An 18805-nucleotide genomic window follows, 5' to 3' on the forward strand; every position below is an offset into this window, starting at 1 on the left:
TCCGCCCTTTCACCCCCCATCACCACAGGAGAAATCCGTGCTCAGACGGAAGAGACTGTCCGGCCGCCACCGGATACCGAAGGTTCTGACCGTGGTCGCGCTCGTGGCGAGCACCGTGTCCGGCATCGCGTACGCCTCGCAGGACTCGGCGAACGCGCAGACCGCGGCGGCCGCCGCCCTGCCGACCGGCTATACCACCGTGGTCAACAAGGGCAGCGGCAAGTGCGTCGACGCCCGCTCGGCCGCGAGTGCCGACGGCACCGCCGTCCAGCAGTACGCGTGCAACGGCAGCACCGCCCAGAAATGGCAGCTGGTGGCCACCAGCGGCGGCTACTACCGGGTGAACAGCAACCTCGACGCCACCAAGGCCTGGGACGTCACCGGCGTTTCCACCGCCGACTCCGCGACCGTCCAGCTGTGGACGTACTCCAGCGGCAACAACCAGCAGTGGCAGCCCGTCGCCGAGGCCGACGGCGCCTACCACTTCGTCAACCGCAACAGCGGGAAGTGCCTGGACGTCCCCAGCGCCTCCACCGCGGACAGCGTGCAGCTGGCGCAGTACACCTGCAACGGCACCGCCGCGCAGTCCTTCACTCTGAGCGGCAGCGGCACGACGAACCCGCCGGGCACTCCGGACTTCGGTCCCAACGTGACGGTGTTCGACCCGTCGATGTCGTCGTCCAGCATCCAGTCCAAGCTGGACTCGGTCTTCTCCCAGCAGGAGACCAACCAGTTCGGCTCGGCCCGCCAGGCCCTGCTGTTCAAGCCCGGCACCTACAGCGCCAACGCCAACGTCGGCTTCTACACGCAGGTCGCCGGCCTGGGCTTCTCGCCGGACGACGTGACCATCAACGGTTCCGTGCACGCGGAGGCCGACTGGTTCCAGGGCAACGCGACCCAGAACTTCTGGCGCGACGCCGAGAACCTGTCGGTCAACCCCACGAACGGCAGCGACCGCTGGGCCGTCTCCCAGGCCGCCCCGTACCGGCGCATGCACGTACGCGGCAACCTCGCCCTCGACGACGGCGGCTGGTCCAGCGGCGGCTTCATCTCCGACACCAAGGTCGACGGGCAGATCCAGTCCGGCTCCCAGCAGCAGTTCCTCACCCGGAACTCGCAGATGGGCAGCTGGTCCGGCTCCAACTGGAACATGGTCTTCGTCGGCGACCAGGGCGCGCCCGCCCAGTCCTTCCCGACGTACACCAACGTCGCCAGCTCCCCGACGATCCGCGAGAAGCCGTTCCTGTACGTCGACAGCGCGGGCGCCTATCAGGTGTTCGTGCCCGGGCTGCAGAGCAACGCCGTCGGCACCACGTGGAGCGGGAAGACCCCGGCGGGCAAGTCCCTGCCGATCGACCAGTTCTACATCGTCAAGCCCGGCGCCACCGCGGCCGACATGAACTCGGCCCTCGCGGCGGGTAAGAACCTGCTGGTCACCCCCGGCGTCTACCACCTCAACCAGACGATCAACGTCACGCGCCCCGACACGGTGGTGCTGGGTATGGGCCTGGCCACCTTCGTGCCGGACGGCGGGATCACCGCCGTCACCACCGCCGACGTGGACGGCATCGAGCTGGCGGGCCTGCTGATCGACGCGGGCACCACCAACTCCGCGACGCTGATGCAGATCGGCCCGGCGGGTTCGTCCACCACCCACGCGGCCAACCCGATCCAGCTGTCCGACGTCTTCATCCGGATCGGCGGCGCCACCGTCGGCAAGGCGACCAATTCGCTGGTGATCAACAGCGCCAACACGATCATCGACCACACCTGGATCTGGCGGGCCGACCATGGCAACGGCGGCACGGTCGGCTGGACGACCAACACGGCGGACAACGGCCTGACCGTCAACGGCAACAACGTGACCGCGTACGGCCTGTTCGTCGAGCACTACCAAAAGACTCAGGTCATCTGGAACGGCAACGGCGGCAGAACGTACTTCTTCCAGAACGAGATGCCCTACGACCCGCCGAACCAGTCGTCCTGGATGAACGGCTCCGGAAAGGGCTATCCCGCCTACAAGGTCGCCGCCTCCGTCACCAGTCACGAGGCATGGGGTCTGGGCAGCTACTGCTACTTCAGCGCCAACTCCAGCGTGGTCGCTGACCGCGCCTTCGAGGTGCCCAGCGTGTCAGGCGTCAAGTTCCACGACATGGTGACCGTCTCGCTGGGCGGTGTCGGCACCATCAGCCACATCATCAACAGCACCGGAGGGCCGTCCAACTCCAGCAGCAACGTCGCCAACCTCACCAACTATCCGTGACCGGCACGGAAGGGATCGATCAACCGATGCACACCATCAGATCCAGTCCGGCGCGCGCGGCCCTGCGGGTCCTCCTCCTGCTGGCGACGCTGCTCGGTCTGGCGGCGCCACCCGCCGCCCAGGCGAGCAGCGCGGCGACCCCGTTCAAGGTGCTCGCCCTCTACAGCGGCACGTACGACGCCGCACACATCGACTTCGTCAAGGAGGCGAACGACTGGTTCCCCAAGCAGGCCGCGGCGAACGGATTCACCTACACGGCCAGCAACAACTGGGACCTGCTCAGCAACGGCGGCGTCAACGCCTACCAAGTCGTGCTGTTCCTCGACGACTTGCCGCAGACGTCCGCCCAACGGACGGGGTTCGAGCAGTACATGCGTAACGGGGGCGCCTGGTTCGGCTTCCATGTCGCCGCCTTCACCACCAACGCGTCGGGCTGGCCGTGGTACCACAACACGCTCCTCGGCACCGGAAACTTCGCGACGAACACGTGGGGTCCGACGACGGCGGTCCTGAAGGTCGAGGATCGTACACACCCGTCCACGAAGAACCTGCCGGCCACCTTCACCTCGTCGGTCAGCGAGTGGTACAGCTGGTCCAACGACCTGCGGCAGAACCCGAACATCAAGATCCTTGCCTCGATCGACCCCAGCAGCTTCCCCCTCGGCACGGATCCCAACCAGTCCTGGTACAGCGGCTATTACCCGATCCTGTGGACCAACACGCAGTACAAGATGCTGTACGCGAACTTCGGCCACAACGCGATGAACTACTCGACCAACACGCGTCTGTCGTCGACGTTCGCGAGTGCGACCCAGAACCAGTTCGTGCTGGACGGGCTGAAGTGGCTGGGCGGGGCCGACAGCAGCACCCCGCCGGCGGACTCGATCTCCGAGACCGCCTGGTACTCGCTGACGAATGCCGGCAACGGCACCTGTGTGGATGCCCGTTCCGCCGCCACGGCGAACGGGACCGCGATCCAGCAGTACGCCTGCAACGGCACCCAGGCACAGCAGTTCCAGTTCCGCTCGACGGACAGCGGCTACCGGCAGGCCGGCATCCGCGGCAACCCGCAGCAGGTCATCGATGTGACCGGCGTCTCGACCGCCGACAACGCACCGCTGCAGCTGTGGAGTTACGGGGGCGGACAGAACCAGCAATGGCTGCCCGTCAAGGAGAGCACCGGGCGCTACCACTTCACGGCCCGGCACAGCGGCAAGTGCCTGACCGCGGCGAGCGCCGCGACGAACAGCGTCCAGCTCACCCAGCGGACCTGTGACGGCTCCTCCGCTCAGAGTTTCACCCTTACCGCGCAGCCCTGACCGATCGGCCCAAGGGTGCCCCCGCCGCATGCCAGCGGCGGGGGCACCGGCCTGTCGTCAGGGCCAGGACAGGCGGGCGAGTTCGGTGCCGGCGAGCAGGAAGGCGCCGACGCCGAAGTTCGCCGTGCTGTCGTAGGTGACGGGCTGACTGGACTCGGGGCGGTCGCCGACGTTCTGGACGTAGCCCAGGAAGCCGTCGGGGTGTACGGCGGCGGTGACGAGGCCGTTCCAGGCGCGGGCCGCCACCGGGAGGTAGCGGGACCGGTCGACCAGGCCCGCGCCGATCGCGTACGAAGTGCCGTAGAGGAAGAAGGACGTACCGCTGGTCTCGGGGCCCGGCAGATGGCCGGCGTCAGCGAGGTTGACGTTCCAGAAGCCGTCGTCGCGCTGCACGTCGGCCACGGCCGTCACCAGGCGGGTCAGGGTGGCGCGATACTCGGCGGTGTGGGGCTCGCCGGGCGGCAGGGCCTTGAGGGTCTTGGTGTGGCCGCCCGCCACCCATCCGTTGCCGCGGGACCACACGACCGGTCGGCCCGCGGGAGATGTGATCCCTCCGGGCAGGAAACGTTTGTCGCGATACCACAGACCGGTCGCGGCGTCGTACAGGCCGGGGCCGCCCTCCACCCGCTTGGTGTGGTCGTAGAGGGCGTACAGCTTCTCCCAGTATCGGGGGTCCCCGCGCAGGGCGCCGATGCGGGCGAAGGGCGGCATGGCCATGTGGAGGGCGTCGTCCCACCACCAGTCGTCGTTCTTGTCCGGCTGGTCCTCGTAGACCATGCGGTGCAGGGACGTCTCGATCGCGGTGAGCTTCCGCTCCTCGGGTTCCCTCTCGTAGAGATCGAGGTAGGCCTGCCCGGCGCAGTGGTTGTCGGCGTGGCGTGTGGTCACTCCGCCGTTGAGGCCGTACGCGTGTTTCTCCGCCCACCCGCGGGCGTAGGCGAGGTAGCGGGGGCTGCCTGTGAGGCGCTGGAGGGCGAGCAGTCCGCTGAAAAAGGTGGCGTTGGCCCAGCCGTTGTCGCCGGGGTCGGTGTGCGCGCCGATCCACTGGTCGGCCACGCGCCGCAGGACGGCGGTGATCGCGTCTCTCGACGGCAGCCCGGGCGAGGCGGCGCGCGGGGCGGCGCGCGCGGTGCCCGTCAGTGCGGGCAGGAGGGAGGCGGAGGCAGTGAGGGCGGCCGCGCCGGAGAGCAGGCGTCGTCTATGCATATGAACAACTCCTACGGATGGGGATCCCCATCCTCAACTGCCACCTCACACACTGTCCATGGCTCGTCGTCAACTTGTCGCGAACTGGAGGGAGTTCAGCTTGACGGACGCCGTTCACGTCCGAGAAGCGATGCCGCTCGCGTCCTCACACCTTCCCCCACCGCGCCATCACACCTTCCCCCACCGCGCCATCGCGCAGGAGAACACCCCGAACAGGACGAGGCCCGCGGCGACGCAGGCCAGCAGCCAGGGGCCCATCGGAGTCTCGGTGAAGGAACGGAGCGTGTCGTCGACCCCCTTGGCCTTGTCGGGCTCGTAGTCGACGGCCGCCCGCACCGCGAAGCCCCCGGCGGCGGCGAACACCAGCCCCCTGGCCGCGCCGCCGGCCACGCCCGCCGTGTCGACCCCCCGGCGCACCCGGCGGGACATCTCGCCGAGCTTCAACTCATCGCGGTACTTGCGCAGTACCGCACAGCCGGCGATCCACACACCCGCCACCACGACGCCGACGCCCGCCGCGCCCACGATCCACTGCCCCGCGGGCATGTCCAGCGCCTTGGCGGTCACGTCCCGGGACTGCTCGTCACCGGAGCCACCACCGCCGCCGCCCGCCGCGAAGGAGAGCACCGAGTAGGCGACGAACGCGTAGAAGACACTGCGGGCGGCCGACATGACCCGCATGCGCGGTGTACGGCCGTCACGCCCGGCCGCGCCGAAGAGCGCCTCGGACAGCCGCCACAGCGCCATCCCGGCGAGTCCGGCGCCCAGGGCCCACAGCAGGACGGCCCCGAACGGCTTGGTGGAGATCTCCTGGACCGCCCCGCCGCGGTCCGCCTGGGCCCCGCCGTCGCCGAAGGCGATCCGCAGGGCCAGCACGCCCACCAGCAGATAGATCACGCCTCGCGCCACCAGCCCCGCCCTGGCCGCGCCGTCCCGCACCGATCCCGTCGCCCGGCGGGCGCGGAGCCTGCCGCTCCAGGTCAGCGAGCCGGCGTTCATACGGTCCGGGGAGTGTGCGCCGGGTCGCTGTCCAGCCGCAGCTGGACCTGGACCTCCTGGTCACCGGCGTCCTCACCCGTCTCGTGCACGGTGAAGACCTCACCCAGCGCCCGCCGCAATCGCTTCACGGCGAGATGGCTGCCCTGCGCCTCCACGGACACCGAGCCGGACAACGGTTCGATGGGGGCTGCCGTGCCCCCGGGGGACGCCGACGTGTCGAACGTGCCGGTCCAGACCGTGGGGCGATGATGTTCCTCGACGTGGTGCGGCTGGTCCTCCGCACAGCGGTCGGAAGCGAAATGACCGCACAGCACGGCGAACAGACGCCCGGCGTCCGCCGCGGAGCAGTCGCTGAGCACCACCTGAACTTCCGATCCGGGCAGCGGACTCTCACTCATCGAAACCCTCTCCCTCTGGTCTGCGGACGGGTAGGCGTCCTGGTCACACGGCAACCCGTCATGCCGTCCCGGGTACCCCGCCGGTGTGAGCGAAACGAGAACCGCAGGCATTGCATGCGGCGATACACGCCCAGGTCAACACGGTCCGTGAGCTATGTTGAGTTCTCGTGGGACATGAAGGAGGCGCACCGGTGCCATCGCCGCAACAGGCACGCGCGCAGGCATCTGCGATCACCTCGGGCAAGACGGCCTCGGAGGCGGGCGCGGCACCCACGTCCCAGCTCAGGGAGCTGTTCGACGGGCCCCGGCTCTCCCCGGGACAGCGGCGTATCGCCCAGTACCTGATCGAGCACATCACCGAGGCGGCGTTCCTGTCGATCACCGATCTCGCCGAGCGCGTAGGGGTGAGCCAGCCGTCGGTGACCCGTTTCGCCGCGGCGGTCGGCTTCAGCGGTTACCCGGCGCTACGGGAGAAGCTCCAGTCGATCGCGCTCAGCACCCTGGGCAGCGCGCCGGGCACGCCCGCCGAGGCCACGAGCAACGAGCTGCAGGCGGCGGTGGACGCCGAGATCGGGAACCTGGAGAACCTGCGGCGCGACTTCGCCGATCCGGACCAGGTGATCCGCGTCGGCCGGGCGATGTCGGAGTCGACGCCCCTGACGGTCCTGGGCCTGCGGATCTCCGTGTCGCTGGCCGAGTACTTCGCGTACGCCGCCCGGCGCATCCATCCGGACGTGCGGCTGGTGACCCGGGGCGGCAGCGTCGCCTACGACGGGCTGCTGCAGTCCCGCGCGGCGGGCGGTACCTGGGTGCTCGCCTTCGACATGCCCCGCCACGCCCAGGAGACGCTGACCGCGGTGCGGGTGGCGCGGGGCGCGGGACTGCGGGTGGCCCTCGTGACCGACCTGGCGCTCGGGCCGGTGGCGGACGAAGCCGACGTCACCTTCGCCACCGGCACCGGCTCACGTCTCGTCTTCGACTCCTACGCCGCGCCCGTCGTGATGTCGGCGGCGCTGCTGCAGGCCATGACCGACGCCGATCCGGAGCGGACGCAGGCCCGCCTGGAGGAGTACGAGCAGATCGCCGAGCAACACCAGTTCTTCCTCAGGGACTGAGCCCAGCCGGGCCTTGCCTTTCCCCGGCCTTCGTGACGGCCTTACTGACGGCCTTCGTGACGGCCTTCTTCCTGTACCGCCTGTCACCACGGCACCAGCACCAGCACCAGCACCAGCACCAGCACCACGGCATCACGGCATCACGGCATCACGGGATCATTCACACCAAATCACGCATGAATGTTTTCATGTCCTTGCGCAATCGGCGGTATATATAAATACTTCTCGCGGATCGCGACCAGGAGGCCTCCGGGTCGCGCTTCACGACCACCCTGGGCCGTCCGCTCCTACCCGCATCGGGCCCCGGGTGTTCAGACGGGCCTCGCCTGCGCGAGCGCCCGTGGTGGCGGCCCCGGCCAATCCCCTAGACCGGGGCCGCCCCAGATTCACCCGCGACCCTTGCCGCCGACGTAACCCGGAAGCGATGAACATGGCCCTGACGTACTCACCGATCACCTCGGACTGGCCGTGCCAGGTCAAGACCCCCGGCAGCTTCGACTGGGAGCGATCGGCGGTCAAGTGGCTGCGCGAGCTGGTACCGACCCGCTACGCGAGCTACCCCGTCCTCCTCAAGCACCCGGTGCTGCTCGCCCGCCACGCACAGATCCAGGTGCAGCACGAGATACGGGTCGCCCGCACCGCCCTGCAGACCGCCCGGGCGGAGTTGCCCGCCCTCGGCCTGCACGAGGGCGTCATCGAGCACACCATCAAGCTGTACGCCGCCGAGGTCATGCAGCTCCAGCACATCGCCCGTAGCATCCGCGCGGTGACCCAGGCCCTGGTGGACCACAACACCGCGCGCAACTGACACTTCGAGGCCGGCGCGGCCGAGGCCCCTCCCTGTGCATGGCCGGGGCCCGGCGTGGCACCCGTGGTGAACATGAGCACCATCCACACCCGGCGCGGTGATCCGGTCACCACCGTCCTCACCTGGGAGGTGCGGCCCGGCAGGGAGGCCGACTTCGAGGAGTGGACGCGCGGGATCACCCGCTGCGCCCGACAGTTCCCGGGGAACGAGGGAGTCTCCTGGCTGCACCCCGAGGAGGGCCACCGGTATCACGCGGTGCTGCGCTTCTCCGACCCCGAACGGCTCACCGACTGGCTGAACTCCCCGGAGCGGGCCGACTGGCACGCCCGGATCGAGGACATCGCCACGGAGGTCAGCAGCGAACGGCAGTCGACCACGGGGTTGGAGACCTGGTTCAGCCTGCCCGGCACCACCGTGCAGGCGCCGCCCCGCTGGAAGATGGTCCTCACCACCTTCCTCGGCGCCTACCCCTGCGCTCTGCTGCTGCAGTGGCTGGTGACGCCGCATACGACCGCCTGGCCGCTGCCGCTGCGCGCGGCGGTGTTCCCGGTCGTCCTGCTGCCCGTACTGACCTACGTGATCATGCCCCGGCTCAGTCGGCTGCTACGGCTGTGGCTGTACCCGCCGCCGGACCACTGAGCGGATGCGGTCCGGGCCGAGTGGTAATTTTCGCGGCGAAGGGAGGCGTCGTGGACACGGAACGCCCGAGGGTCGCTGTTACCGGTGAAGCAGGAACCTCCGGAGAGGGCCGGGGACTCGACGTGCGGTGGATTCACGGCTCGCCGTCGGCCAAGCACAACACGGACCCGGACATTCAGGTCCACCCGTACGACGAGCACACGGTCATCCTCCGGCAGAACATGGCGATCGACTACGAGGCGCCCTTCCTGTTCCTGCTGTTCGGCGAGGAACGCGCGGTGCTGATCGACACCGGCGCCACGGCCTCGGCGGAGTACTTCCCGCTGCGCCGAGTGGTCGACGAGGTGATGGACACCTGGCTGGCGGGCCATCCCCGGGACCGTTACGAGCTGGTGGTGCTGCACACCCATCCGCACGGCGACCACATCGCGGGGGACGGCCAGTTCACCGACCGCCCCGGCACCGAAGTCGTGGACGCGGCGCTCGACAGCGCCTGGGAGTTCTTCGGCTTCCGCGACGATCCCCACGGCGTCGCTCGGGTCGACCTCGGCGGCCGGGTCCTTGAATGCCTGGCGACGCCCGGGCATCACGAGGCGGCCGTCACCTTCTTCGACCCGTGGACCGGGTTCCTGCTCACGGGCGACACCGTCTATCCCGGCCGCCTGTACGTGGACGACTGGCAGGCCTTCACCCGCACCGTCGACCGCCTGATCGACTTCTGCGCCGTCCGGCCGGTCACACATGTGCTCGGGTGTCATATCGAGATGACCCGTCAGCCGGGCCGGGACTACCCGGTGCGGACGACATATCAGCCCGACGAACCGCCGCTGCAGATGACGACGGATCAACTGCGCGACATCCGCGCGGCGATCGACTCCGTCGGCGACCGGACCGGGCGGCACGTGTTCGCGGACTTCGTCATCGACCGACGGGACGATCCCGGCGGACACTGACCGCCAGGTCCTGCGAATGGCCCAGTGGGGGCGATACGAGCGGCGCGACGGGGAAGTCGGAGAAGGGAACTACCCGACGAGCGCCCTGGACGGACACATGGATTCCACAGCGTGGACAGTGATCCTCGTCGTCGCCGTGCTGGGAGCCGCCGCACTCGGGGTGGCGATCGCGCTCCTGGTCCGGCTGGTCCGCACCCGCCGCGATCTGCGGCGCGCCGGACTGCCCACCGGACCGCGCTGGGTCTTCTGGGGCGCCGTCCTCTATCTCGTGCTGCCCACCGACCTGCTGCCCGACCCCGTCTACCTCGACGACATCGGCGTCCTCCTGCTGGCCCTGCGCTCTCTGAGCGCCGTACCGAAGGAAGCGGTGCCCACGCTTCGCGGGAACCCCCGAACGCCGATGGGACGTTGAAGCCCGTACCGGACAGCTTTCCGACGGGCGGCACCATGAGCGAGCTGGTTCCCGGGGGCAACACGCCCCTGCCCAGCGGCACCCTGACCCTCAGGGTGCCCGGCCCCTTCGACGTGTCCGCTCTCATCACCGACGACAGCGGAGAAGTGCGGGGTGACGGCGACTTCGTGTTCTACAACCAGCCGACCGCGCCCGGCGCCCGCCTCCAGGGCGAGCAGCTGACCATCGATCCACCGCGGCTGCGCCCCGGAGCGAGCCGCGTCACCGTGGTCATCAGCCCCGCCGACGCCGGTACGCCCCTGGGCCGCCTGCCCGCGCCCACCCTGTACGTCTGCGGACCGGACGGCCGCGCCCTCACCCGGTTCACCCCGCCACGCCCGCAGCGGGAGACCGTGCTGCTGCTGGCCGAGCTCTACCGGCGCGGCACGGGATGGAAGCTGCGCGCTCTGGGCCAGGGTTACGCGGACGGGCTGGCGGGCATCGCACGGGATTTCGGGGTCGATGTCGCCGAGGGCCACGCCACTTCGGACGCGGCCCCCGTTTCCGACACGGACGGGTTCCTCGGTCTGGTGAACACCGCCCGCGCCAGGGCCGGTTCACCACCCGTCCGTCTCGACGCGCGGCTGGCCGACGCGGCACGGGCGCACGCCGTGGGCATGGCCGCCCGGGGGCTCCTCAGCTCCGAGAGCTCCGACGGTGTCTCCGTCCACCAGCGCGTCACCTCGGCCGGATACGCGTACCTCACCGCCGGCGAGCACCTGGTCTCCGGCCCGCGCACACCGGCCGAGTTCGTGGAGTACTGCCTGTCGGCCGAGCAGTCCCGCCGCACGCTGTGCGATCCCGCGTTCAGCCAGGCGGCGGTGGCGTACGTCCCCGACCCCCGCACCGGCGATCTGTACTGGACGGCGCTGTGGGCGCGGCCCTTCAGCCCCGCCGGCCTGGAGCGGACGGCGGGCGAGGTCATCGCGCTCACCAACGCCGAACGCACCCGGGCCGGCCTGCCGCCCCTCTCCACCGACACCCTGCTCACCACCGCGGCCCAGGCCCACAGCGCCGACATGGTGGCCCGCGCGTTCTACTCCCACACCTCCCCCGAGGGAAGCCAACCCTGGGACCGGGCCGCCGCGGTGGGCTGCGCCCGCCGGACCATCGGCGAGAACATCGCGTGCGGGCAGCGCTCCGCCGCCGAGGTCGTCCGCGGCTGGATGGACAGCCCCGGCCATCGCGCCAACATCCTGAAGCCGGGCTTCACCCACATAGGCGTCGGCCTCGCAGGCGGCGGCAAGGCGGGCATGTACTGGACACAGCTCTTCGGCGGCTGAAACCTCACCTTTTCCCGTGCCGAATGCAACCCCGCGCGTCTCCGGCGCGTACAGATGGTGCCGACGCCCGCATCCGCGGCGCGGTTCGTGCCGGCGACGCACACCGGCAGAAGGAACTCGGGAGAAGAATCAGATGGTCTCAGGAACGGTGGGCACGGGTACGGCGCTGGGCGCGGTTCTGGTGTCCCTCCTAGCAGCCCCGGCACAGGCCGCGGCACCCGCGGCCCCCGGCAGCGCGGACACCGAACAAGTCGTGGCCCCAAGCGCGTTGGCGGCGCCCGACGACGCGGGGCTGCGCCAGGTGCTGCGTACGGCGCTGACTCAAGGAGCCCCCGGCGCGATGGCGAGAATCGACGACAACGGCACGGTGCACCGGCTGTCCGAGGGATTCGCCGACCGGACCACCGGACGGGCCATCAGCACCAGCGACCGGTTCCGCGTCGGCAGCGTCACCAAGACGTTCTCCACCGTGGTGCTGCTCCAACTGGTCGACGAGGGCAAGCTCAAGCTGGACAACTCGGTCAACAGCTACCTGCCGGGGCTGCTGCCCGACGACCACATCACGGTGCGTCACGTACTCAGCCACCGCAGCGGCCTGTACGACTTCACCAACGACATGTTCGCCCAGACCGTCCCGGGCTTCGAGGCCGTGCGCAACAAGGTGTTCAGCTACCGGGACCTGGTGAAGCTGTCCCTGGAGAAGCCGCGCACCAACGCCCCGGGCGCCGCCTATTCGTACTCGAACACCAATTTCGTCGTCGCGGGCATGCTCATCGAGAAGCTCACCGGCCACTCCGTGGGCACGGAGTACCAAAGCCGCATCTTCACGCCGCTGAACCTCACCAACACCTTCTACGTCCACCCGGGCACCGCGATCCCGGGGCGCCACGCCAACGGCTATCTCACCCCCGATGAGGCCGGCGCGGCCCTGGTGGACTCCACGAAGCAGACCGTCTCCTGGGCGCAGAGCGCGGGCGCGATCATCTCCACCACCCACGACCTGGACACCTTCTTCTCCGCGCTGCTGCGCGGAAAGCTCATGTCCGGCGCCCAGCTGACACAGATGCAGAAGTGGACGACGGTCAACAGCACCACGTCCTACGGACTCGGCCTGCGCCGCCGTGACCTGTCCTGCGGGGTCTCCGTGTACGGGCACACGGGCACCGTGCAGGGCTACTACACGTACGCCTTCACCTCGAAGGACGGCAAGCGCAGCCTCACCGCGCTGGCCAACACCTCCAACAACACCACCGTGCTGAACACCATGTACAGCACCTTGGATTCCGCGTTCTGCGGCAAGCCCGCGACCAAGGCCGCCACCCGCGCCGCCGTCCCACGCGGCGCCGGGCCCGTGGAGCGGCACGAGGACATCGCACCGGGCATCACCCGCGACTGACCCCACCGGCTGCGCCTCACCCCTGAGGATTCGGCCGCCGGTGCGGTGGCTGATCCGGGGCGGGGCGCAGCCTGGGGGCCGGGATCGGCAGCGTGTGCGGCTTGTCGCCGTCGACGGTGAAGGGCTCGCGGTAGTGACGCAGCTCCAGGGGATCTCCGGTCATGAGCGTGTACGTGGCGACGGCCGGCTCGACCTCCACCCGCAGGCGGCGGCCGAGGAGTTCCAGGGAGAAGGCGAGGCGGCTGAACCGCTCCGGCAGCCGGGGCGTGAACTCCACGGTGTCGCCGTGGTGGCGCATACCGCCGAACCCGGCGACCAGCGCCATCCAGGTACCGGCGAGCGAGGCGATGTGCAGCCCGTCGCGGGTGTTGTGTTCCAGGTCCTCCAGGTCCATCAGCGCGGCCTCGACCAAGTAGTCGTAGGCGAGGCCGGGATGGCCCGCCTCGACCGCGATCACGGCCTGACAGCACGCCGACAGGGAGGAGTCGCGGACGGTGAGGGGCTCGTAGTAGGCGAAGTTGCGGGCCTTGTGCTCCTCGTCGAAGAAGGGGCTGCACTTGTACATGGCCAGCACCAGATCGGCCTGCTTGACGACCTGCTTGCGGTAGAGGTCGAAGTACGGGAAGTGCAGCATCAGCGGATACTGGTCGGGCCGGGTGGCGGCGAAGTCCCAGCGCTGGTAGCGGGTGAACCCGGCGTGCTGTTCGTGGACGCGGAGTTCGTCGTTGTAGGGGATGTGCATGGCCTCGGCGGCGTCGCGCCAGGCCGCGCCCTCCTCGTCGTCGACGCCGAGGTCCGCGGCCCGCCCGGGGTGCCGCTCGACGATGTCCGCCGCCGCGAGGAGGTTCGCACGGGCCATCAGGTTGGTGTACGTGTTGTCGTCCACGACGGCGCTGTACTCGTCGGGGCCGGTCACCCCGTCGATGTGGAACCGCCCCTGGTGGTCGTGGTGGCCCAGCGAACGCCACAGCCGCGCCGTCTCGACCAGCACTTCGACGCCGGTGTCGCGTTCGAACCGGTGGTCGCCGGTGGCGGCCGTATAGCGGACCACGGCGTCGGCGATGTCGGCGTTGACGTGGAACGCGGCGGTGCCGGCCGGCCAGTACGCCGAGCCCTCCGAGCCCTCGATGGTCCGCCACGGGAACGCGGCGCCACGCAAGCCGAGCTGGGCGGCCCTCGCGCGGGCCGCCGGCAGGGTGTTCTGACGCCAGCGCAGCGCTTCGGCGACGGCGCCGGGCGAGGTGTAGGTGAGCAGCGGCAGCACGAAGGTCTCGGTGTCCCAGAAGGCGTGGCCGTCGTAACCGGAGCCGGTGAGCCCCTTCGCGGGTATCGCGCGCTGTTCGGCGCGGGCGCCGGCCTGCAGGACGTGGAAGAGCGCGAAACGGACGGCCTGCTGGATCTCCTCGTCGCCCTCCACCTCGACGTCCGCGCGGGCCCAGAAGTCGTCGAGGTACTCCCGCTGTTCGTCGACGAGTCCCGGCCAGCCGCCGTGCTCGGCCGCCGCGAGCGCCGCGTCGGCCTGGTCGCGCAGCGCGGGCAGTGACCGGGTGCTCGACCAGCCGTAGGAGACCAGCTTCTCCAGACGCAGTCGCCGGCCGGGCGCCAGGACGGAGGTGACGGTGAGGCGGGCGACGTCGTCGCTGCTCTCGCTCCTCGTGGTGGTCCGCTCGGGTCCCGCGACGACGTGGTCGGCCGCCGCGGCGACACGCAGGCCGCTGCGCCGGGTGCGGTGCACCAGCCGCAGCCGCTCGCCGGCCGCGAAGTGCTCCTCGCCCTCGAGCGGTGACTCCAGGGCGATCGCGGCCCGTGGGTCGCCGTCGCGGCCGGGCAACTGCTCGTTGGCCACGAGCTCCGACTGGACGACGACCCTGACGCGGCTGTCGACGGCCTCCACCTCGTACGCGACGGCGGCGATCGCCCGCTGGGTGAAGGACACCAGCCGCGTGGAGCGCACCCGGACCGTGGAGCCGGCCGGTGAGGTCCACTCGCAGGTCCGGGTGAGCAGCCCGGTGCGCAGGTCGAGGACGCGTTCGTGGGAGCGCAGCCGTCCGTAGCGCAGGTCGAACGGCTCGTCGTCGACCAGCAGGCGGATGACCTTGCCGTTGGTGAGGTTGATGACCGTCTGGCCGGACTCCGGGTAGCCGTATCCCGCCTCGGCGTAGGGCAGCGGATGCACTTCGTGGACGCCGTTGAGGTAGGAGCCCGGAAGGCCGTGGGGTTCGCCCTCGTCGAGGTTTCCGCGCCAGCCGACATGGCCGTTGGAGAGGGCGAAGACGGACTCGCTCTGCGGCAGTAGATCGAGGTGGAGATCGTTCTCGCGCAGGGTCCAGGGTTCGACGCCGTACGAGGTATGGGTGATCACGCCCGCTCCCCCAGTTCCGCGAGATCCCGTACGACGACGTCGGCGCCGTGCGCGCGCAGGGCGGCGCCCTGTCCGACGCGGTCGACGCCGACGACGTATCCGAAGTGGCCCGAGCGTCCCGCGTCCATGCCGGCCAGCGCGTCCTCGAAGACCGCGGCCTGCGAGGCCTCGACGCCGAGGTCGCGCGCGGCGGCCAGGAAGGTGTCCGGGCGCGGCTTGCCGGGCAGTCCTCGCTCGACGGCGACGACACCGTCGACGCGTACGTCGAAGAGCGACTCCGCGCCGACCGAGCGCAGGATGTCACGGCAGTTGGCGCTGGAGGAGACGACAGCGGTCCGCAGGCCGTGCGCGCGCACCGCCTCGACATAGCGCAGGGTGCCGTCGTACGCCTCGACGCCGCCGCTGCGGATCATCTCCAGCAGCAGGGCGTTCTTACGGTTGCCCAGGCCATGGACGGTCGCCCGGTCCGGTGGGTCCTCCGGCGTTCCCTCGGGCAGTTCGATGCCGCGCGAGGCGAGGAAGGTGCGGACGCCGTCGGCGCGCGGGAGTCCGTCGACGTACTCGTCGTAGTCGTCGTCGTCGAAGGAGCGGAAGCCGTCGCCGTCGCGTTGCCGCAGGAAATCGTCGAACGTCCGTTTCCAGGCGGCCGCATGGACCACGGCGGTCTTGGTGATGACCCCGTCGAGGTCGAAGAGGCAGGCCAGGATTTCTTTGGGAAGACCGAGCTCTGTCATACGACCAGTGTTCCCCGTGGGCCCTCGGCCAGCGGGTGGCGAGCGCCACACCGCCCGGAACGGATACTGGGCCCATGGAATTCGCCGTATTCGGTCAGATGAGGGAGCCCGGCGCCGCATGACCTTCGAGGACCTCCTTCAGCGCGCGGCGTCGCTCGTACGTCCCGGGCGCCGCGCCCTCCTCGGTATCACCGGCAGTCCCGGAGCGGGCAAGACGACGCTCGCCGAACGTCTGGTCCGCGGGCTGAACGGTGACGGACCCGTCTGGGTCGCGCATGTGCCGATGGACGGATTCCATCTCGCGGACGGAGAGCTGGACCGACTGGGCCGCCGTGACCGCAAGGGCGCCCCGGATACGTTCGACGCGGCGGGCTACGCGGCGCTGCTGCGCAGGCTGCGCGAGGACGAGGACGACGTGATCTACGCGCCCGGCTTCGAGCGGACCCTCGAACAGCCCCTCGCCGGCGCCATCCCCGTGCCCCGCACCGCCCGCCTGATCATCACCGAGGGCAACTACCTGCTCCTCCCGGACGATGCCTGGCCACGGGCGAAGGCACAACTGGACGAGGTCTGGTTCTGCGAGCTCGACGAGGCCGAACGCGTGCGGCGTCTCGTCGCCCGCCACGAGGAGTTCGGCAAGGACCGCGAGGCGGCGGTGGCCTGGGTGCTCGGCACGGACCAGCGCAACGCCGATCTGGTCGCCGCGACGCGGGATCGCGCCGACCTCGTCGTAAGGGCGGCGGTCATCGGGGGTGGAGGTCCAGTTCGGGTTCCCCCAACGCATCGCCCGCGGGATCGCCGATCCACACGGTGAACGCCTCGGTGCGGACGGTCAGTTGTGCCGTGGCGCCTTCGAAGGCGGGGGCGAAGGGGCCGCCGGGGCCGTAGCGGACGGCGAACACGTGCAGATCCTCCGGGGCGCCGGGTGCCCGTTCCGCTTCGAGTGCCGTGGAGCTGACGAGGTGGCGCCAGCCCTCGTCCGGGTTGCCGTAGCCGCGCGGGTCGGCCGCCAGGGCGAAGGCCGCCTGCTCCTGGGTCCGCTCCGAGCGGGCGTCGAAATGGTCCACGCTCTCGGTCTCCGGGTGAGTCAGGCGCAGGGCACCTGCGGACGTCACGTCGGCCTCCGCGGTTCTGCGCACCCGGTCCCCGTCGTCCCTCGCGTACGGCAGCCCGGCGAGCAGGTACGGCCGTCCGTCGAGCCGTTCCACCGCGACCGTGACCCACAGGCTGGTGCCGTCCGTCACGTACAGGGACCGCAGATGGCGCAGGACGTGGTCGCGGCCGACGACGGGCTGGGTGACCAGCTTGGCGGTCAGCGCGTCGGTGCGCAGGTCGCGCACGCGGACCTCGCCCATGGGCCGGCACAGCAGGAAGCCGTCGACGACCGGGCCGAAGCCGTGCCGGCGGTTCACCGCGGCGGGCAGACAGTACGTGCCCGCCGCCTCGACCAGCGAGGGGGTCATCCGGTCGTCGAAGGCCACCGAGACCGTACCCGCGCGGAGTTGGTGACGTACCGGATCCTTGGAGGGTGCGCGGTGCCAGCGTGTGGTGTCCTGGACCTGCCACACCAGCATGAAGGCGAAGTGGCCGTCGATGCCGCCGTCCCGGCTGACCGCATGCCGGCCCCACCGGGTGTCCCCTCGGTAGCGGCCGAGGGCGGCGCCGATGCGGTGGCCGAAGTAGCGCAGGCCCAGGACGGACTCGAAGCCGGAATGCTGTTCGCTGTAGCGGGGTCCGCCGTTGTCGTAGCCGCCGACGGTCAGGCGCGCGTCGATGTAGCGGGCGAGCGCGTCACCGTCCTCGGCGAAGATCTCCTCGCCACTGATCCGGTGGGCCTGCGCGAGGAAGGAGAGCGAGATCGGGCCGTAGTTGTTGTCGTACGCGCCGCCGTGCTCCGGGAGCAGCAGCGCGCCACGGTCACGTACGCGGCGGGCCCGGATCTCGTCGACGTACAGGCTCATCGCGCGTGCCCGGACCGACTCGCCGTCAGGGGGCGGGAGATGACGGGCGAGCATCAGGCCTCCGACGACGCACCCGACCGCCTGATTGCCTGCCTCCTGCGGGTTGAAGAAGGTCACCTCGGTCAGCCAGCGCCAGTAGCCGTGCGCCAACTCGGCTGTCTCCTGCCGGAGTTCGTCGTCGGTGATCGAGTCGGTCGTGTCCAGGACGTTGACCGCCTGGAGCAGCGCCCACACGGTGCTCGGCCAGTCGCCGATGGGGTGTGCGCCGGGTTCGAGTACGTAGCGGGCGTACGGTTCACCGGAGTTGCGGCGGCGCAGGTTCGGGTAGCCGGGGTTGTCCTCGGTGAAGACCCGCTCGCGCAGGTGGAACACCAGGCTGCGCAGGACGGCCTTCGGCAGGCGGGGATCCTTGGTGCGCTGCGAGGCGAGGGCCAGCAGTGAGGTGATGCCGAGGGAGGTGTCGCCGATGTCGTCCAGGGCGGCGGGGTGTTCGAGGCTGCCCTCAGGGGTGATGCGGGCCAGGGCCTCCTCGGTGACGGCGGCGAGGACGGCGTCGTAGGCGGCCGGATCGTCGGGAAGGTCATGCAGCGAGCCGCGCTGGTGGGGAAGATGCACCGGAGGTCAGCCCTTCATGCCGGAGGTCGCCAGGCCCTCGACCAGCCTCTTCTGGAAGATGAGGAAGCAGATGAGCGTGGGCAGGAGGGCGAGTGTCGACATGGCGAACATCGCGCTGGGCGCCTCAACCTCTTCGCCGCCGCCGACGGGTACGGCGCCTTCGACTCCGACGTGTCCGTCACCGTGACTCCTCCCCGCCCTGAAGGGTGGGGCTTCTCGCTATGCCGGGTTGGCGTCGCGACGGGCCAGCCCGGCCCGTAGAACGTTGAGAGCGCCCACCGTGTCAGCGTGCGCGTGGTGGTT

Annotated in this window: 16 protein-coding genes and 1 pseudogene; 10 read left to right on the forward strand and 7 right to left on the reverse strand. The window is 70.2% G+C overall.

Annotated features, from left to right (window positions below):
- Nucleotides 1–103 precede the first annotated feature (103 nt).
- Together AB0D27_RS29210 and AB0D27_RS29215 are read left to right on the forward strand one after the other, a co-directional pair.
- Nucleotides 104–2263, forward strand: a complete 2160-nt coding sequence (locus tag AB0D27_RS29210) for an RICIN domain-containing protein (protein ID WP_362514905.1) — start codon at nucleotides 104–106, stop codon at nucleotides 2261–2263.
- A gap of 26 nt (nucleotides 2264–2289) precedes the next feature.
- On the forward strand, nucleotides 2290–3582 hold the full coding sequence (locus tag AB0D27_RS29215) for a ThuA domain-containing protein (RefSeq protein WP_362514872.1): 1293 nt from the start codon (nucleotides 2290–2292) through the stop codon (nucleotides 3580–3582).
- Between the two features lie 57 nt (nucleotides 3583–3639).
- On the opposite strand, the gene AB0D27_RS29220 is transcribed toward AB0D27_RS29215, so the two are convergent.
- The 3 genes from AB0D27_RS29220 to AB0D27_RS29230 all read right to left on the reverse strand — a co-directional run bounded on the left by AB0D27_RS29220 (nucleotide 3640) and on the right by AB0D27_RS29230 (nucleotide 6185).
- The gene (locus tag AB0D27_RS29220) at nucleotides 3640–4788 is read right to left on the reverse strand and encodes a glycoside hydrolase family 88 protein (RefSeq protein ID WP_362514875.1); all 1149 of its coding nucleotides are present in this window, start codon (nucleotides 4786–4788) and stop codon (nucleotides 3640–3642) included.
- A gap of 168 nt (nucleotides 4789–4956) precedes the next feature.
- Nucleotides 4957–5787, reverse strand: a complete 831-nt coding sequence (locus AB0D27_RS29225) for a DUF1206 domain-containing protein (RefSeq protein WP_362514877.1) — start codon at nucleotides 5785–5787, stop codon at nucleotides 4957–4959.
- Nucleotides 5784–6185 (reverse strand): hypothetical protein, encoded by a 402-nt coding sequence (locus AB0D27_RS29230; RefSeq protein WP_362514879.1) that lies wholly within the window; start codon nucleotides 6183–6185, stop codon nucleotides 5784–5786. The genes AB0D27_RS29225 and AB0D27_RS29230 overlap by 4 nt, the downstream gene beginning before the upstream one ends.
- Before the next feature lie 191 nt (nucleotides 6186–6376).
- On the opposite strand from AB0D27_RS29230, the gene AB0D27_RS29235 reads away from it, so the two are divergent.
- The 7 genes from AB0D27_RS29235 (at nucleotide 6377) to AB0D27_RS29265 (ending at nucleotide 12830) form a co-directional block, all read left to right on the forward strand.
- Entirely contained in the window at nucleotides 6377–7300 is a 924-nt protein-coding gene (locus tag AB0D27_RS29235) for a MurR/RpiR family transcriptional regulator (protein WP_362514882.1), read from the forward strand.
- Nucleotides 7301–7730: 430 nt separating this feature from the next.
- Entirely contained in the window at nucleotides 7731–8108 is a 378-nt protein-coding gene (locus AB0D27_RS29240) for a hypothetical protein (RefSeq protein ID WP_362514907.1), read from the forward strand.
- Between the two features lie 72 nt (nucleotides 8109–8180).
- Nucleotides 8181–8747, forward strand: a complete 567-nt coding sequence (locus AB0D27_RS29245; protein ID WP_362514885.1) for an antibiotic biosynthesis monooxygenase — start codon at nucleotides 8181–8183, stop codon at nucleotides 8745–8747.
- A 122-nt stretch (nucleotides 8748–8869) separates the two neighbouring features.
- Nucleotides 8870–9700 (forward strand): MBL fold metallo-hydrolase, encoded by an 831-nt coding sequence (locus AB0D27_RS29250; RefSeq protein WP_362514888.1) that lies wholly within the window; start codon nucleotides 8870–8872, stop codon nucleotides 9698–9700.
- 97 nt (nucleotides 9701–9797) lie between these two features.
- Nucleotides 9798–10112 carry a YkvA family protein gene (locus AB0D27_RS29255; RefSeq protein WP_362514890.1) on the forward strand — a complete coding sequence of 105 codons (315 nt, stop codon included), beginning with the start codon at nucleotides 9798–9800 and terminating at the stop codon, nucleotides 10110–10112.
- A gap of 35 nt (nucleotides 10113–10147) precedes the next feature.
- Nucleotides 10148–11434, forward strand: coding sequence for a CAP domain-containing protein (locus AB0D27_RS29260; protein ID WP_362514892.1), 1287 nt, complete (start codon nucleotides 10148–10150; stop codon nucleotides 11432–11434).
- A gap of 133 nt (nucleotides 11435–11567) precedes the next feature.
- Nucleotides 11568–12830: a serine hydrolase domain-containing protein gene (locus AB0D27_RS29265; protein ID WP_362514894.1), complete on the forward strand. Its 1263-nt coding sequence runs from the start codon at nucleotides 11568–11570 to the stop codon at nucleotides 12828–12830.
- 16 nt (nucleotides 12831–12846) lie between these two features.
- Here the strand turns inward: AB0D27_RS29265 and AB0D27_RS29270 are convergent, their stop codons facing one another.
- Nucleotides 12847–15192: a glycosyl hydrolase family 65 protein gene (locus AB0D27_RS29270; protein ID WP_362514896.1), complete on the reverse strand. Its 2346-nt coding sequence runs from the start codon at nucleotides 15190–15192 to the stop codon at nucleotides 12847–12849.
- Complete coding sequence (locus AB0D27_RS29275) at nucleotides 15189–15926, reverse strand: beta-phosphoglucomutase family hydrolase (RefSeq protein ID WP_362514898.1); 738 nt, start codon at nucleotides 15924–15926, stop codon at nucleotides 15189–15191. The genes AB0D27_RS29270 and AB0D27_RS29275 overlap by 4 nt, the downstream gene beginning before the upstream one ends.
- Nucleotides 15927–16044: 118 nt before the next feature.
- Between AB0D27_RS29275 and AB0D27_RS29280 the strand changes: the two genes are divergently transcribed.
- Nucleotides 16045–16740, forward strand: a complete 696-nt coding sequence (locus AB0D27_RS29280; RefSeq protein WP_362514900.1) for a nucleoside/nucleotide kinase family protein — start codon at nucleotides 16045–16047, stop codon at nucleotides 16738–16740.
- Here AB0D27_RS29280 and AB0D27_RS29285 read toward each other — a convergent pair.
- Together AB0D27_RS29285 and AB0D27_RS29290 are read right to left on the reverse strand one after the other, a co-directional pair.
- On the reverse strand, nucleotides 16670–18502 hold the full coding sequence (locus tag AB0D27_RS29285; RefSeq protein WP_362514902.1) for a hypothetical protein: 1833 nt from the start codon (nucleotides 18500–18502) through the stop codon (nucleotides 16670–16672). The genes AB0D27_RS29280 and AB0D27_RS29285 overlap by 71 nt on opposite strands.
- A gap of 6 nt (nucleotides 18503–18508) precedes the next feature.
- Nucleotides 18509–18616: pseudogene (locus AB0D27_RS29290) on the reverse strand (carbohydrate ABC transporter permease); the annotation flags it as partial.
- Nucleotides 18617–18805 lie beyond the last annotated feature (189 nt).

The sequence above is a fragment of the Streptomyces sp. NPDC048415 genome (assembly GCF_040651675.1).
Taxonomy (GTDB): domain Bacteria; phylum Actinomycetota; class Actinomycetes; order Streptomycetales; family Streptomycetaceae; genus Streptomyces.